Source organism: Bradyrhizobium sp. INPA03-11B (assembly GCF_040446015.1).
GTDB lineage: Bacteria > Pseudomonadota > Alphaproteobacteria > Rhizobiales > Xanthobacteraceae > Bradyrhizobium > Bradyrhizobium macuxiense_A.
Genome location: NZ_JASGSR010000006.1, coordinates 1 through 12953, shown reverse-complemented (window position 1 = coordinate 12953; position 12953 = coordinate 1). Strand labels below are relative to the sequence as shown.

Here is a 12953-nt window from a genome sequence, read left to right as displayed (position 1 = left end):
CCACAAGGTTGCGATCGAAGCGCTCAATGCCGAAGCGTTCCGGCGTCTGATACGGGCCTTGAAGGCCGATCCGGCTGCATTCGCCGCCATGAAGAATGCGGCTTCAGACGAACTCGTCTACGCGGTGCTGCGGCGCTACAACCTGTTGAAGGCGAGCCTCAACGAGCGCGTCGAGCAGGCGCTCGAAGGCGTCCGCCCGATGTTGAAATCGCACGGAGGTGATGTCGAACTCGTCACCGTGCGCCCGCCGGCGGTGGAGGTTCGATTCAAGGGGGCGTGCGACGGTTGCCCGGCCTCGACGCTGACGTTCCACGCCGGCGTGAAGAAGGCGCTTCAGGACGTCTGCCCCGAAATCACCGACGTCGTTCAGGTCAGGGGACTGGGCGCTGACACCGGCGAAGGCGCGGTTCGATTCATCAGCCCGTTTGCGCTGAATGCACAGGGAAACTGGATACCGGCAGGGACGTTGTCGGATTTTCCGGACGGCGTGGTCCGCGCAATGGAATTGGGCGGACGAAAGGTCATTGTCACGCGCAACGGCGCGTCAGTCACCTGTTTTGAAAATGCCTGCGCGCATCTCGGATTTCCGATCCATGACGGCGAGGTGGAGGGCGGCATTATCACCTGTCCCTATCATGGTTTCAGATACGACCTCGCCAGTGGCGAATGCCTGACGGCGCCTGAAGTGCAATTGCAGCCGCATGCCGTCAGGATCGTCGGGACGAAGGTCGAGGTGAGGATAACGGCATAGCCATGGTCACGTCAGCCACGACCATTCGCTTGAACCGGCCACGTGCCGAGATGCGCGACAACCATGTGCCGCGCCGGTTCCTGTCGGCGAACGGTGCCCGCGTGACGCTCGGCGGAGATATGACGCCGGACGGACTTGCACGATCGATCGTTCCATCGGCGCATACGCTGTTTGGCCCGCGCGGGGTCTGTCTTGTCGCGAAGGATGGCCCCCTGTTTGTCTGCGACAGCGGCCATCACCGCCTCCTGATCTGGAGCCGCTGTCCGTCCGAGGATCAGGCGGCGGCCGATCTTCTGATCGGACAAGACGACTTCTCGCGCGAGGGCCGAAACGCCAAGCGCGATGTCGGCGCCGAGACGCTCAATTTCCCGACCGGCGTCGCCGCCGCGGACAATATCCTGGTTGTGGCCGACGCCTGGAATCACCGTGTCCTGATCTGGCATGGCTATCCGTCGCGCTCAAACCAGCCCGCAGACGTGGTGCTCGGCCAGGCGGACTTCGCGTGCGGCCTTGCCAATCGCGGCAGCGCGGCGCCGCGCGCCGACACGTTGAACTGGCCTTATGGCATCGCCATTTGCGAGCGGCGGCTGGTCGTCTGCGACACCGGCAATCGTCGTGTTCTGGTGTGGAACGAGATTCCGGAAACCAATGGCGTGCCGGCCGACCTGGTTCTTGGTCAGAGCGATTTTGTGACCCGCGACGATAATGCGGGCCGTGATGCCGGCGCGATCGGCATGCGATGGCCGCACGGAATTGCGTCCCACAACGGCGTGCTCGCGATCTCGGACGCCGGCAACAATCGCGTCATGGCGTGGCGGCATTTCCCCGCGGTCAATGGCACGCCCTGTGATTTTGTGCTCGGCCAGGATGATTTCGTCAGCATCGATCACAATCGGAGCGCATACGATCCGTCGTCGAGCGCGATGAGCATGCCATATGGTCTTGCCGTCTGGGACGACCAGCTTGTGGTCTGCGACACCGCAAATTCGAGGCTGCTTGGTTTTGATCTCGAAGAGCTCGCCATGGATGCTCCGGCAACGGGCCTTGCAGCCCAGCACGGCTTTGCCGACAAGGGCGATAATCGCTGGCGCGCGGCCTGTCGCGATAGCCTTTGCTGGCCTTACGATGCATCGGCTTGCGGCCGAACCCTTGCGATCGCCGACACCGGCAACAACCGAATCCTGCTCTGGGAGAAAGCGCCATGAGCAGGCTGAACCCGGTCACACGGCAGGCGGTTGTGGAGGCGATCGAAATCCGGTTCCGAGGCCGCGTGCAGGGTGTGGGATTCCGGCCGACGGTCTGGCGCCATGCGCAGCAGCTCGGGCTTGGCGGGGAAGTATTGAATGACGGAGAGGGCGTGCTGGTTCGCGCACGAGGCGAGCGATCGATCATCGACATGCTCGTGGACCGCGTCGTCGGCGACCCTCCAGCCTTGAGCCGGATCGACGGCGTCGAGATGCGGCCTTATCCGGGAGTGTTGCGTGACGATTTCGTCATTGCCGAGAGCATGCAGGGTGCCGCGCACACCGAGATCTCGCCGGACGCGGCACTGTGCGCCGACTGTGCGCGCGAGACGACCGACCCGTTCGCGCGCCGCTTCCGATATCCCTTCACCAACTGCACCAACTGCGGACCGCGTCTGAGCATCGTCGAGGGCATCCCGTACGATCGCGCCAAGACCGCGATGGCGCCGTTTGCGATGTGCGCCGATTGTGCGCACGAATATCGCGATCCCACCGATCGGCGGTTTCATGCCGAGCCGGTAGCCTGTCACGTCTGCGGCCCCAGGGCGAAGCTGGTTCGCCTTGATGGGCGCAGCTTCACTTTCGAGCAGTTTTCCATGCTCGACGACGTGGACGCGGCATGCAGCCTGATTCAGAAGGGCGAGATTGTCGCGATCAAGGGGCTCGGCGGCTATCAGATCGCTTGCGACGCGACGCGAGCGGACACTGTGAGGCTGCTGCGAAAGCTGAAGCGGCGGGATGGCAAACCGTTTGCCCTGATGGCCAGGGACGGCGCCATCGTCAGCCGATTCTGCAGCCTCGACGAACACGAACTGGCCGAATTGACCAGTCCGGCGGCTCCCATCGTCCTGTTGCGTGCGGATGGGCCGCAGCGTCTGCCTGACGAGATCGCACCCGGACTGCGCACGCTCGGGTTCATGCTCCCGACGACGCCGCTGCATCTGTTGCTGCTGCGGCGGATGGATCGGCCGGTCGTGATGACCAGCGGCAATCTGTCGAACGAGCCGCAGGTGACGGCCGATGCGGAGATGACGGAGCGCCTCGTCGGAATTGCAACCTTCGCGCTCACGCACGATCGGCGGATCGCCAACCGCGTCGACGATTCCGTGGTCCGGGTCGTCGACGGCAAGCCGCGGCTGTTGCGCCGGGCCAGGGGATATGCGCCGGCGCCGATATCGTTACCCAAGGGCTTCGAGGCAGCGCCCGATCTGCTCGCGATGGGTGGAGAGCTGAAAGCCGCATTCTGTCTCCTCAAGGATGGAGCTGCAGTCCTGTCGCAGCACCAGGGCGACCTGGAGGATGCGTCGACATTCGATGACTACCGAAAGAACCTCTCGCTCTACGCCTCGCTGTTCGAGCACCAGCCTGCGGCAGTGATCGCCGACATGCACCCGGAATATCTGTCCTCGAAGCTCGCCCGCGAGCGCGCAGCCGGCGGCGCTCTCCCCTTGATGGAAGTGCAGCATCATCACGCTCATGTGGCCGGCTGTCTTGCCGAGAACGGATATCCGCTCGACGGGCCTCCCGTCCTCGGCGTGGTCCTGGATGGCCTCGGATGGGGCGAAGATGGCGCGCTCTGGGGCGGCGAGTTCATGCTCGCGAACTACCGCTCGTATCAGCGCGGAGGAACATTCAAGCCCGTCGCGATGCTGGGCGCCGCCCAGGCGGCGCGTGAGCCGTGGCGTAATCTCTATGCGCACCTCATGGCGGAGATGAGCTGGTACGAGCTGACGATGAACTTCAGCGAGCTTGAACTCTATTCGTATCTGGAGGCGAAGCCGCGCGCGATGCTGGATGCGATGGCGCGTAACCGGATCAGCGCGCCACTGGCGTCGTCCTGCGGACGCCTGTTCGACGCAATGGCCGCAGCGGTCGGTATTTGCCGGGATAAGCAGACCTATGAAGGCGAGGCCGCCGCCCGGCTGGAGGCCCTGGTCGACGAGGAGCTTCTTGCCGAAGAGGACGAGGCGCTCGCTTATCCGCTGACGATCCCAAATCTTGCCGGGTCCGGAATGCCCTACATCGAGCCGCTCGCGATGTGGCATGCCGTCCTCGGCGACCTGATCCTGAAGACGCCGGCTCCGATCATGGCGATGCGGTTCCACAAGGGGCTGGCGAAGGCCATCGTCGCGATGACGTGCAGGCTCGCAGGCCACTCAGAGGACGGCGAGCGGAGCTTCTCCACCGTCGCGCTGACCGGCGGTTGCTTTCAGAACCGCATTCTCTTCGATGACGTCGTGCGTCGGCTGGAGCGAGAGCAGTTCAGCGTGCTGTCGCATGCTCGTGTCCCTGCCAACGACGGCGGGCTGGCCCTGGGCCAGGCGGTAATCGGCGCCGCACGTCTTATGGAATCGAACAAGAACTCGAGGGAAGGAAACCAGTCATGTGTCTCGGTATTCCCGGGCGGATCGTAAGGATCGACGACGAGACGCGCAAGCTTGCAACCGTCGACATCAGCGGCGTCAGGCGGCAGGTCAATATCGCCTGCATCGTCAACGAGGATCATCCCCCCGCGGCCTGCCTCGGCGATTGGGTGCTCGTGCATGTCGGGTTTGCGATGAGCCGTATCGACGAAGAGGAGGCCGCGCAAACCCTGAAGATTCTCACCGAGTTAGGTGAAGCCCAGGCTGAAATCGAAGCCATGAGGCGTTCGGCAGCCCAACCAGGAGGGTAACGCCATGTCAGGCAACAGCGATCTCAAGGCACTCTATCCGTTCTTGCATGGCGGGCAGCAGGAGCCGGCGCGGCTGGATGCCGCTCTCATGCTTTCGGTCGAGGAGAAAGCGCGCGATTCGCGCGAGACCAATGCGCGCTTCTTCGCCGAAAACGCGCAAGTGCTGGTCGCGGCGGCGAAGGCCATCGCGGATGTCTACCGAAACGGCGGGCGGCTGTTTTCCATGGGCAATGGTGGGTCGAGCTGCGACGCCTCCCATGTCGCCGTCGAGTTCGTCCATCCAATCACCGCGGGCCGGCCGGCGCTGGCTGCGACCAATCTTGTCGCGGATCTTGCGATGATCTCCGCTGTCGGAAACGACCTTGGCTTCGAGCACGTCTTCGTTCGACAGATCGTGGCCCAGGGGCGGAAGGGCGACGCGCTGATCGGCATCTCCACCAGCGGCAATTCGTCGAACCTGATGGCCGCCTTCGCCCAGGCGAGGGAGATGGGCATTGTGACCATAGGCCTCGCCGGTGGCGATGGCGGGAAGATGAAAACCGCGGGTGTTGTGGACTATTGCCTGGTCGTTCCGACGACGTCGATCCATCGCACGCAGGAATGCCATGTGACCGCCTACCACATCCTTTGGGATCTCGTTCACACGCTGCTGGCCGATGACCGGGGATCGGCACGTACGAGGGGGGCCGCAGCATGAAGTATGTCGACGAGTTTCGCGACGGCGAAAAAGCGCGCGTTCTGCTCAGCGAAATCGAGGCGCTGGTTTCGAGCATGACGCTGCCGGCGGACCGGCCGCTCTATCTCATGGAGGTCTGCGGCGGACACACCCATTCGATCTTCCGCTATGGGCTTGAAGGCATGTTGCCGAAGGCGATCGAGCTGGTTCATGGCCCTGGTTGCCCGGTGTGCGTTCTGCCGATGGGCAGGGTCGATGACTGCGTCGCAATCGCGGAGGACCCGAAAGTCATCTTCACCACCTTTGGGGACGCGATGCGCGTTCCCGGTTCGAAGAAGAGCCTTTTGCAGGCCAAGGCCGAAGGCGCCGACGTGCGCATGGTCTATTCGCCGATGGATGCGCTTGAGCTCGCCCGACGCAATCCCGACCGCGAGATCGTGTTCTTTGGCCTCGGGTTCGAGACCACGATGCCGTCGACCGCATTGACGATCCTGCAGGCGGAAAGCGAGGAGATCCGGAACTTCTCCGTCTTCTGCAATCACATCACGATCGTTCCGACCATCAAGGCGATCCTCGATAGTCCCGGCCTGCAGCTCGACGGCTTTCTGGGGCCGGGCCATGTGTCCATGGTCATCGGCACCGCGCCATATGAATTCATCGCCAATTTCTATCGCAAGCCGATGGTGATCGCCGGGTTCGAGCCGCTCGACATCCTGCAATCCATCTGGATGCTTTTGAAGCAGATCCGGGAGGGGCGTATCGAGGTCGAGAACCAGTATGCCCGTGTGGTGCCGAACGAGGGCAACAACGCCGCGCTACATGCGGTGGCCCAGGTTTATGAACTGCGCGAGTTCTTCGAATGGCGCGGCCTCGGATCGATCGATCATTCCGGCGTCCGCTTGCGCGATGCTTATGCGCATTTCGACGCCGAGCGAAAATTTGCGATCCCGAACGTCAGGATCGCTGATCCGAAGTCGTGCCAGTGCGGTGAGGTGCTCAAAGGCGCGCTCAAGCCCTGGCAGTGCAAGGTGTTCGGCACCTCCTGTACCCCCGAAACCCCCCTTGGAGCGCTGATGGTGTCCTCGGAAGGCGCTTGTGCGGCCTATTACCAATATGGCGGCCTGAAGCGGCAAGCGGAGGTCGTATGAATATCGTCCCGTTCGTCAAGGCTCGCACGCTCGGCAAGGTCAACGTCAGTGCCGTGACGCTCGCTCATGGCGGCGGCGGCAAGGCGATGAAGGATTTGATTGACGACGTGTTTGTGGCGGCGTTCGGCGACGCTGCCGAACCGCTCGAGGATCAGGCGCGGTTTGAACTTGCCAGCTTCGAGGCGCATGGCGACCGCCTCGCCTTCACGACCGATTCCTTCGTCGTCGATCCCTTGTTCTTTCCCGGCGGCGATATCGGAAAGCTTGCGGTTTGCGGCACCGTCAACGACCTCGCCGTCGGCGGGGCGGTGCCGATGTTCCTTTCCTGCGCGGTCATTGTCGAGGAGGGCGTCTCGATCGATCTGTTGCGCCAGGTCGCGCGTTCCATGGCGCGAACGGCATCGGAAGCCGGCGTGCGGATTGTCACGGGTGATACCAAGGTCGTACCTCGCGGCGCGTGCGACAAGATGTTCGTCACCACGACCGGCATCGGGATCATTCCTGCTTCATATGCGCTTGGTGTGGACAAGGCTCGCGCAGGTGATGTTGTGCTTGTGAATGGCCTGTTAGGCGATCACGGCGCCGCGATCCTTTGTGCGCGCGGCGACATGGCGCTCGACACGCCGATTGCGAGCGATTGCGCGTGTTTGCACGAGCTGATTGCCTCGATCCTCGCCGCCGCACCCGGAACGCGCTTCATTCGCGACGCGACCCGCGGCGGGATCGCGACGGTGCTCAACGAGATTGCGGAGGGCTCGCAAGTTGCGATCGAGATCGAGGAGGGTATGACGCCGATCCGCGAGGAAGTGAAGGCGTTCTGCGAGGTTCTCGGGCTCGATCCGCTCTACCTCGCCAACGAGGGCAAGATCGTCGTGATCGTCCCTCCCGACGAAGCCGAAGGCGCGCTGGCGGCCATGCGTGGACATCCATTGGGCGCGGACGCTGCCTGTATCGGCCGAATGATCTCCGGGCAGGACTGCCGCGTGACGATGCGAACCACATTCGGCGGCCGCCGGATCGTCGACATGCTTGTCGGCGAACAGCTGCCGCGAATCTGCTGAGAGGCCCCATGCACGAACTCGGCATTACCCGGAATATCGTGGCGATCGTCAGCGATGCCGCCAGGGGGCGCAAGGTGCGCCGCGTTACCGTCGATATCGGAGAGCTCTCGGGTGTGATGGGAGAGGCGGTCGCGTTCTGCTTCGAGACCGTGGCGAAAGGGACGCCGCTTGACGGCGCGGCACTCGACATCAGGCGCGTTGCTGGACGGGCCCTTTGCGCTTCGTGCCGGTCGGAGTTCGATCAGGCGAGCCTGTTTGCGCCGTGTCCCTGCGGATCGGGGCAGTTTACGCGCCTGCAGGGCGAGGAACTGAGCATCAGAAGCATGGAGATTGAAGAGGAGGCTGCTTGATGTGCGGACACTGCGGTTGCGGCGCCAAGGCAGGCGCCACGGTTCTCAACCTCCAGACGGGGCGTGAGACCAGCCTTGGCCGGCCGGAGGCCGGCGAACACTCGCATGATCACGACCATGTCCACGCTGATGGCGTCGCGCACACCCATTCGCATGAGCACCATCACGGGCACTTCCTTGAGGCCGACCCGGGCCATCATCACCACCACCATGATGATCACCATCACCATCATGACCATCACCATCACCATCACGATCATGATCATGCTCACGAGCACCTGCATGCCGAACATCACAGCGCGCATGCTCCGAGCACGGTGGTAGACCTCGAGGAGCGAATTCTTGCCAAGAATGACGCGCTGGCGGCCAAGAACAGGGCTTGGTTTGCAGGCCGCGAGATCCTTGCTCTGAACCTGGTCAGCTCGCCGGGAGCGGGCAAGACAACGCTTCTGGAACGGACCATCCGCGACCTGCATCACGACGCCAATATCTTCGTCATCGAAGGGGACCAGGCCACGGCCAACGATGGCGAACGAATCCGGCTCGCCGGCGCTCCGGCCGTGCAGGTGAATACGGGAACGGGCTGTCATCTGGAGGCCGACATGATCGCCCGCGGCGTTTCAGAACTGCGTCCGCCTCCCGGAGCGGTCGTCATGATCGAGAACGTCGGCAACCTGGTCTGCCCCGCAATGTTCGACCTCGGCGAGCGTGCCAGGGTCGTCATCCTCTCCGTAACCGAAGGCGAGGACAAGCCGCTCAAATATCCGCACATGTTCCGGTCAGCCAATCTCATGATCCTGAACAAGATCGATCTGCTGCCGCATCTGGATTTCGATGTCGACCGTGCGCTGGCTCACGCCAGACAGGTCAATCCGGACATCGAGGTCCTGCAGCTCTCGGCCAGAAGCGGTGCGGGATTTGAGGAGTGGTACAGTTGGATTCGGCGGCAAAGCCAGCTGGTGAAAGAGACCGTCTTTGCTTCGTGACGATTGGACATTGCCATGTTCGGAATATTGGGGCTGGGACTGCTGCTGGGCATGCAGCACGCGCTCGAGGCCGATCACATTGCAGCGGTGTCGAGCATCGCCGCGCGGCGTACGAACGCTGCCGAAATCGTCAAGCATGGTCTGACCTGGGGACTAGGTCACACGACAACCCTGTTCCTGTTCTCAGGCGCAGCGTTGATTCTTGGGTATGCAATTCCGGCGCGTCTAACTCAGCCGCTCGAGACAGCCGTAGGCGTTATGGTGGTGGTCCTGGGGGGTAACGTGTTGTGGCGTCTATGGCGCGATCGCGTCCATTTCCACGATCATCGACATGGCGGTGGTGTTACTCATCTTCATCTTCACAGCCACGCGAGCGAGTCGCTGAGCCACGGCGCGAGCTCGCACGATCACAGCCATGGTGTGCGATGGCGGACGCTTGCCGTTGGCCTCATGCATGGAATGGCGGGCTCGGCGGCGCTGCTGGTTCTGACCGTCGCCCAGGCTCCGAGCCATCGCGATGGCCTGCTATACGTGCTTCTGTTCGGGGTGGGCTCAATGATTGGCATGGCCGCATTGTCGTCGGTGATCGCCGTCCCGCTGGTCATGTCGGCACGCATGCTGACGTGGGCCAATCGAGCCTTGCAACTTGCCATCGGGAGCGTAGCCGTGGGCATCGGCCTGTTGACCGTCTATGGAACGGCGCTCGGCTGCGGTTAGCAGCAACGCCCAATGCGTCGCTGAGTTGATCGCCAGGCCGCCGGTCGAGGCTCTCGTCCGGTGCTACGGCGCAATCGTGTGCCACGGTTGCGGAGCTGAATCTTCCGTTCGGACTCGAAGATGAGCAGGTGCCCGAGACCAAGATGGACACAGCGGGAAGGAAGATGGCGCCGAGGCTTGGGGCGTGGTAGGCGCACGGAATGGGCCAAACGGCTGGTGGGCGGGACCGTAGGTTCCCGCGCTGAAATGAAAAACAGTTTGTACGTCAAGGTGGGTCGACGGGCACTCTCTCCGCCCGCACTCTTCGTCCCTTAAACTAGCCGCCACGCAAAGACTGACTTCGCGTGGCATATCTTGCGCAAACTGGCGCAATTCCGACATCGATCGCTGGAGCTAGCTCAAACTTGCCCATGATGGATTGGAACGAGAGTTCAATTTTTTCAATGAATTAGAAGGCCGCGTGTGCACGACGTGTGCACCGGAAAAGCCGAGAAAATCTCGCTGCAGCCAACTTGAGCGGGCCTTCAGAGGTGAGTAGGGGCGTTCAAACTCCGGACGAGCTAACGCGGACGTGCTGATTTCGCGCCCCACATGCAGAGGCTTGATGGCTCAAAGCCGAACTGTCGGGGTCTATGGGTTTGCTCATCCTCGATTTCGTCGACGCCGACGGAATATTCGAACACCATGCCGTCTGGACCCTGAAAATAGAGAAAGCGAGCGCCTGACGTCGGATGACGGCCTGGGCCGAAGACGATCGGAACGCGCTGGCCCGACAAATGATAGTACGAGCGCAGCACGTCGTCGTTGCTCTCGACCTGGTGGTTGATGTGATGCACGCCGGGTCGGCGGCCGGGGGCCAGCGCCACGGTGTGATGGATCGTGTTGACCCGCATCAGCGCGATGTCCCCGATGCGATCGCTGACGCGGGCGTTGCAGACCTGGGTCCAGAATTGCTCGTCCCGTACTGGATCGGTCGTAAACAGGCCGACGTGGCTGAAACCGGTGATCCCGGCATCGCGGGTGGCAAAATATCGCCTGCCGCTGCGCTCGGGCCGCACGACGAGTTCGATCTGGTTGCCGGTCGGATCCTTGAAAGCGATGAAAGCCTTGACCTTGCGGAGCGCGCATTCGCCCGGCGTGCCGGCGTGGACGGCATGGCCGAGCGCATCGAGCGTTGCGCCGGCGGCATCGAGCTTGTCCGCATCGTCGACTTCGAAGGCGACGGTTTGGTCCCGCGGATCGCCCTCGAAATAGCAGAGCGTGTGCGCGCGGTCGTCGGAGCGCAGATAGAGCGCTTGCTTCGCCTGCTCGCCGACCTGCAGGCCGAGGCTTTTGGTGGCAAAGCTCTGCGCGTCCTCAAGATTGGAAGCGCCCAGCCGCACATAAGCGAGATCCCGCAATTCAATCATGTGGCGCCTCCATTGCTTCGGTACTCGTTAGTCGCCGGCCGGCTGCAGTTCGGGAATGCCGTGGCACTGACTGCCCCACTCGCAGAGCGAGGAGGGATGGGCAGCGAACTGCCGGGGGTGATGATCGGGATCGATGTCGTTGAGGCCGTGCGTATAGCAAAAGACGTATCCTTCAGGCCCTTCGAACCTCAGGAAGATCTGCCCGGACGCGGGCTCGCGTCCGGGGCCATGCAGGATCTTGATCTGGCGCTCCTGCACGAAATAATGGCCCTGCATGATCGAATCCAGGCTCTCGACGCCGTAGCTGACATAGAGGATGCCGGGCCGGTCGGATGGATAGAGCGCAATGCGGTGATGCTTCCGGTCGATCCCGAGATAAGCGACGTCGCCGGCCCAATCGCTGATGCGTGCACCGAGAATCGAGGTCCATAATTTCTGGTCGTCCTTCGGCTTGACGCTGCGTAGTCCCACGCCTTCCAGCCCGGTGATGCCGGCGTCGCGGCTAGGAAAATAGCGGCGTCCGCTTTGCGAGGGCCGCAGCACCAGGTCGATCTCGTTGCCGGTGGCATCCTGCACAATCAATGCATCTCGGACGAACCGTTGCTTGCACTCGTCGGGGCTTCCTCGACGTGCGGTGAATCCGTCGTTCCGTAGCGCGTGCTCGACGCGTTCGAGTACCGCTTCGTCGGAAACCTCGATGCCGATTGAGGACGAGTCTGTTGCCGGTATCAGCGACAGCGTGTGATAGCGATCGTCCGATCGAAAGAGTAGAGCCTGTTTGTCAGGTACTGGTTGCAAGCCCAGAATGTCGGTGGCGAACGCCGCTGCCGGTTGCGGCTCGCGGACGGCCAATCTAACGTAGCAGAGCCCGATCAGGGAGCGTTGTAGCACCCTCTCGGATGAACTTTGGCCCGTCATGTCCGCTTTCTCGACTGCTTGGGCATCGAACTCTCGATGTGCTGCCGCACGATCTGGCGCCAGACACCGAGCAGCCGCGAAAAGTGCTCGGGATCGTTCTCGATCAGCATTCTGACCGAGAAGCCGCGGACCACACTCAGCGTCAAAGCGAGCACATCCTTGGCGAGCTGTTCAGGAATTCCGGACGAAATCAGCGTGTCGAGCCAGGTCGCCTCGATCGAGAAGCGCGTCTGCCGGGCGAACTGCCGGGTCTCGCGCTTGATCTGCCGGGTGCTGTCATCGCTCATCGCGATGGCGAGCTCGATGAAGAAATAGTCGCCGAAGAAGAAGTCCTCTGCGTCTTTGATGATGCTGTCGATCGGATCGCCGCCGTCATGCCGCGCCGACTGCGCGCGGCGCATACTCTGGGTGAAGGTGATCTCGTTGACATAGGCCAGCACGGCCACGACAAGCTCATGCTTGCTCGGGAAATGATGCATCAAGGCGCCGCGCGAAACGCCAGCGAGGTCGGCGACCTCGATCGTCCGCAGCCCGACATAGCCGTTGCGGCGAATGAGCTTGACCGCGGCGTCCATCAGTTGCTTGCGCGTGGTTTCACTCCGCTCCGCCTGGGTTCGTCGTGGCGCGTATTTCGGCTCAGCCGTGCTGTCCCGGCGCGATCTCAGCTTCTGTCGGGTTGCGGGCCCGCGCGATGCCGGGGCGCTGCGGCGGGAGGAGGGCTTTGGTTCGTCAGAATTCGACATAGACGCTGTCTTCTATCACCTTGACCGGGAAGGTCTTCAACGGAACCGTACACGGCATGCCGGTCGGCGCGCCGCTGGTGACATCGAATGTACCAAAATGCCAAGGGCATTCGACGATATTTCCGGTCAGGATGCCTTCTTCGGACAATGAAGCCTCGCCATGCGTGCAGAGGTCGGCCGTGGCGTAGATCGTGCCGCCGACATTGTAGACCGCAAGGTTAGTGCCATCGGGCATCGTCGCGGGACGGATCTCGCCCTCCGGAAAGTCCTGGACCG

Annotated in this window: 14 protein-coding genes; 10 read left to right on the top strand and 4 right to left on the bottom strand. The window is 62.6% G+C overall.

Annotated features, from left to right (window positions below):
* Positions 1–58 precede the first annotated feature (58 nt).
* Genes QMZ05_RS03655 through QMZ05_RS03610 form a run of 10 tightly spaced genes read left to right on the top strand, consistent with a single transcriptional unit; the run spans position 59 to position 9607 of the window.
* Positions 59–751: a NifU family protein gene (locus tag QMZ05_RS03655; protein WP_353699530.1), complete on the top strand. Its 693-nt coding sequence runs from the start codon at positions 59–61 to the stop codon at positions 749–751.
* Between the two features lie 2 nt (positions 752–753).
* Positions 754–1956: an NHL repeat-containing protein gene (locus QMZ05_RS03650; RefSeq protein WP_353699529.1), complete on the top strand. Its 1203-nt coding sequence runs from the start codon at positions 754–756 to the stop codon at positions 1954–1956.
* Positions 1953–4409, top strand: coding sequence for a carbamoyltransferase HypF (gene hypF, locus QMZ05_RS03645; protein ID WP_353699528.1), 2457 nt, complete (start codon positions 1953–1955; stop codon positions 4407–4409). The genes QMZ05_RS03650 and hypF overlap by 4 nt, the downstream gene beginning before the upstream one ends.
* Entirely contained in the window at positions 4379–4669 is a 291-nt protein-coding gene (hypC, locus tag QMZ05_RS03640) for a HypC/HybG/HupF family hydrogenase formation chaperone (protein ID WP_353699527.1), read from the top strand. Before hypF ends, hypC begins: the two co-directional genes overlap by 31 nt.
* Positions 4670–4673: 4 nt before the next feature.
* Entirely contained in the window at positions 4674–5366 is a 693-nt protein-coding gene (locus QMZ05_RS03635) for an SIS domain-containing protein (RefSeq protein ID WP_353699526.1), read from the top strand.
* A complete protein-coding gene (gene hypD / locus QMZ05_RS03630; protein ID WP_353699525.1) occupies positions 5363–6493 on the top strand; it encodes a hydrogenase formation protein HypD in 1131 nt (376 codons plus the stop codon). Before QMZ05_RS03635 ends, hypD begins: the two co-directional genes overlap by 4 nt.
* Entirely contained in the window at positions 6490–7554 is a 1065-nt protein-coding gene (gene hypE / locus QMZ05_RS03625; RefSeq protein ID WP_353699524.1) for a hydrogenase expression/formation protein HypE, read from the top strand. The genes hypD and hypE overlap by 4 nt, the downstream gene beginning before the upstream one ends.
* An 8-nt stretch (positions 7555–7562) precedes the next feature.
* Positions 7563–7904, top strand: coding sequence for a hydrogenase maturation nickel metallochaperone HypA (locus QMZ05_RS03620; RefSeq protein WP_353699523.1), 342 nt, complete (start codon positions 7563–7565; stop codon positions 7902–7904).
* A complete protein-coding gene (hypB, locus tag QMZ05_RS03615; RefSeq protein ID WP_353699522.1) occupies positions 7904–8890 on the top strand; it encodes a hydrogenase nickel incorporation protein HypB in 987 nt (328 codons plus the stop codon). Before QMZ05_RS03620 ends, hypB begins: the two co-directional genes overlap by 1 nt.
* Positions 8891–8905: 15 nt before the next feature.
* Entirely contained in the window at positions 8906–9607 is a 702-nt protein-coding gene (locus QMZ05_RS03610) for an urease accessory protein (RefSeq protein WP_353699521.1), read from the top strand.
* Positions 9608–10167: 560 nt separating this feature from the next.
* Here QMZ05_RS03610 and QMZ05_RS03605 read toward each other — a convergent pair.
* The 4 genes from QMZ05_RS03605 to QMZ05_RS03590 form a co-directional block, all read right to left on the bottom strand.
* The gene (locus QMZ05_RS03605) at positions 10168–11016 is read right to left on the bottom strand and encodes a VOC family protein (protein ID WP_353699520.1); all 849 of its coding nucleotides are present in this window, start codon (positions 11014–11016) and stop codon (positions 10168–10170) included.
* A 27-nt stretch (positions 11017–11043) separates the two neighbouring features.
* Positions 11044–11868, bottom strand: coding sequence for an oxidoreductase (locus QMZ05_RS03600; RefSeq protein WP_353699519.1), 825 nt, complete (start codon positions 11866–11868; stop codon positions 11044–11046).
* Between the two features lie 62 nt (positions 11869–11930).
* Positions 11931–12509 (bottom strand): TetR/AcrR family transcriptional regulator, encoded by a 579-nt coding sequence (locus QMZ05_RS03595; RefSeq protein WP_167528887.1) that lies wholly within the window; start codon positions 12507–12509, stop codon positions 11931–11933.
* 154 nt (positions 12510–12663) lie between these two features.
* On the bottom strand, positions 12664–12953 hold a 290-nt coding region (locus tag QMZ05_RS03590), incomplete at its 5' end, for a non-heme iron oxygenase ferredoxin subunit (protein WP_353699518.1).

What these genes read in the sequence shown, in the direction of transcription:
- QMZ05_RS03650 (WP_353699529.1), top strand. Translation starts at nt 754, where the DNA reads ATGGTCACGTCAGCCACGACCATTCGCTTGAACCGGCCACGTGCCGAG.
- hypF (WP_353699528.1), top strand. Translation starts at nt 1,953, where the DNA reads ATGAGCAGGCTGAACCCGGTCACACGGCAGGCGGTTGTGGAGGCGATC.
- hypC (WP_353699527.1), top strand. Translation starts at nt 4,379, where the DNA reads ATGTGTCTCGGTATTCCCGGGCGGATCGTAAGGATCGACGACGAGACG.
- QMZ05_RS03635 (WP_353699526.1), top strand. Translation starts at nt 4,674, where the DNA reads ATGTCAGGCAACAGCGATCTCAAGGCACTCTATCCGTTCTTGCATGGC.
- hypD (WP_353699525.1), top strand. Translation starts at nt 5,363, where the DNA reads ATGAAGTATGTCGACGAGTTTCGCGACGGCGAAAAAGCGCGCGTTCTG.
- hypE (WP_353699524.1), top strand. Translation starts at nt 6,490, where the DNA reads ATGAATATCGTCCCGTTCGTCAAGGCTCGCACGCTCGGCAAGGTCAAC.
- QMZ05_RS03620 (WP_353699523.1), top strand. Translation starts at nt 7,563, where the DNA reads ATGCACGAACTCGGCATTACCCGGAATATCGTGGCGATCGTCAGCGAT.
- hypB (WP_353699522.1), top strand. Translation starts at nt 7,904, where the DNA reads ATGTGCGGACACTGCGGTTGCGGCGCCAAGGCAGGCGCCACGGTTCTC.
- QMZ05_RS03610 (WP_353699521.1), top strand. Translation starts at nt 8,906, where the DNA reads ATGTTCGGAATATTGGGGCTGGGACTGCTGCTGGGCATGCAGCACGCG.
- QMZ05_RS03605 (WP_353699520.1), bottom strand. Translation starts at nt 11,016, where the DNA reads ATGATTGAATTGCGGGATCTCGCTTATGTGCGGCTGGGCGCTTCCAAT.
- QMZ05_RS03595 (WP_167528887.1), bottom strand. Translation starts at nt 12,509, where the DNA reads ATGGACGCCGCGGTCAAGCTCATTCGCCGCAACGGCTATGTCGGGCTG.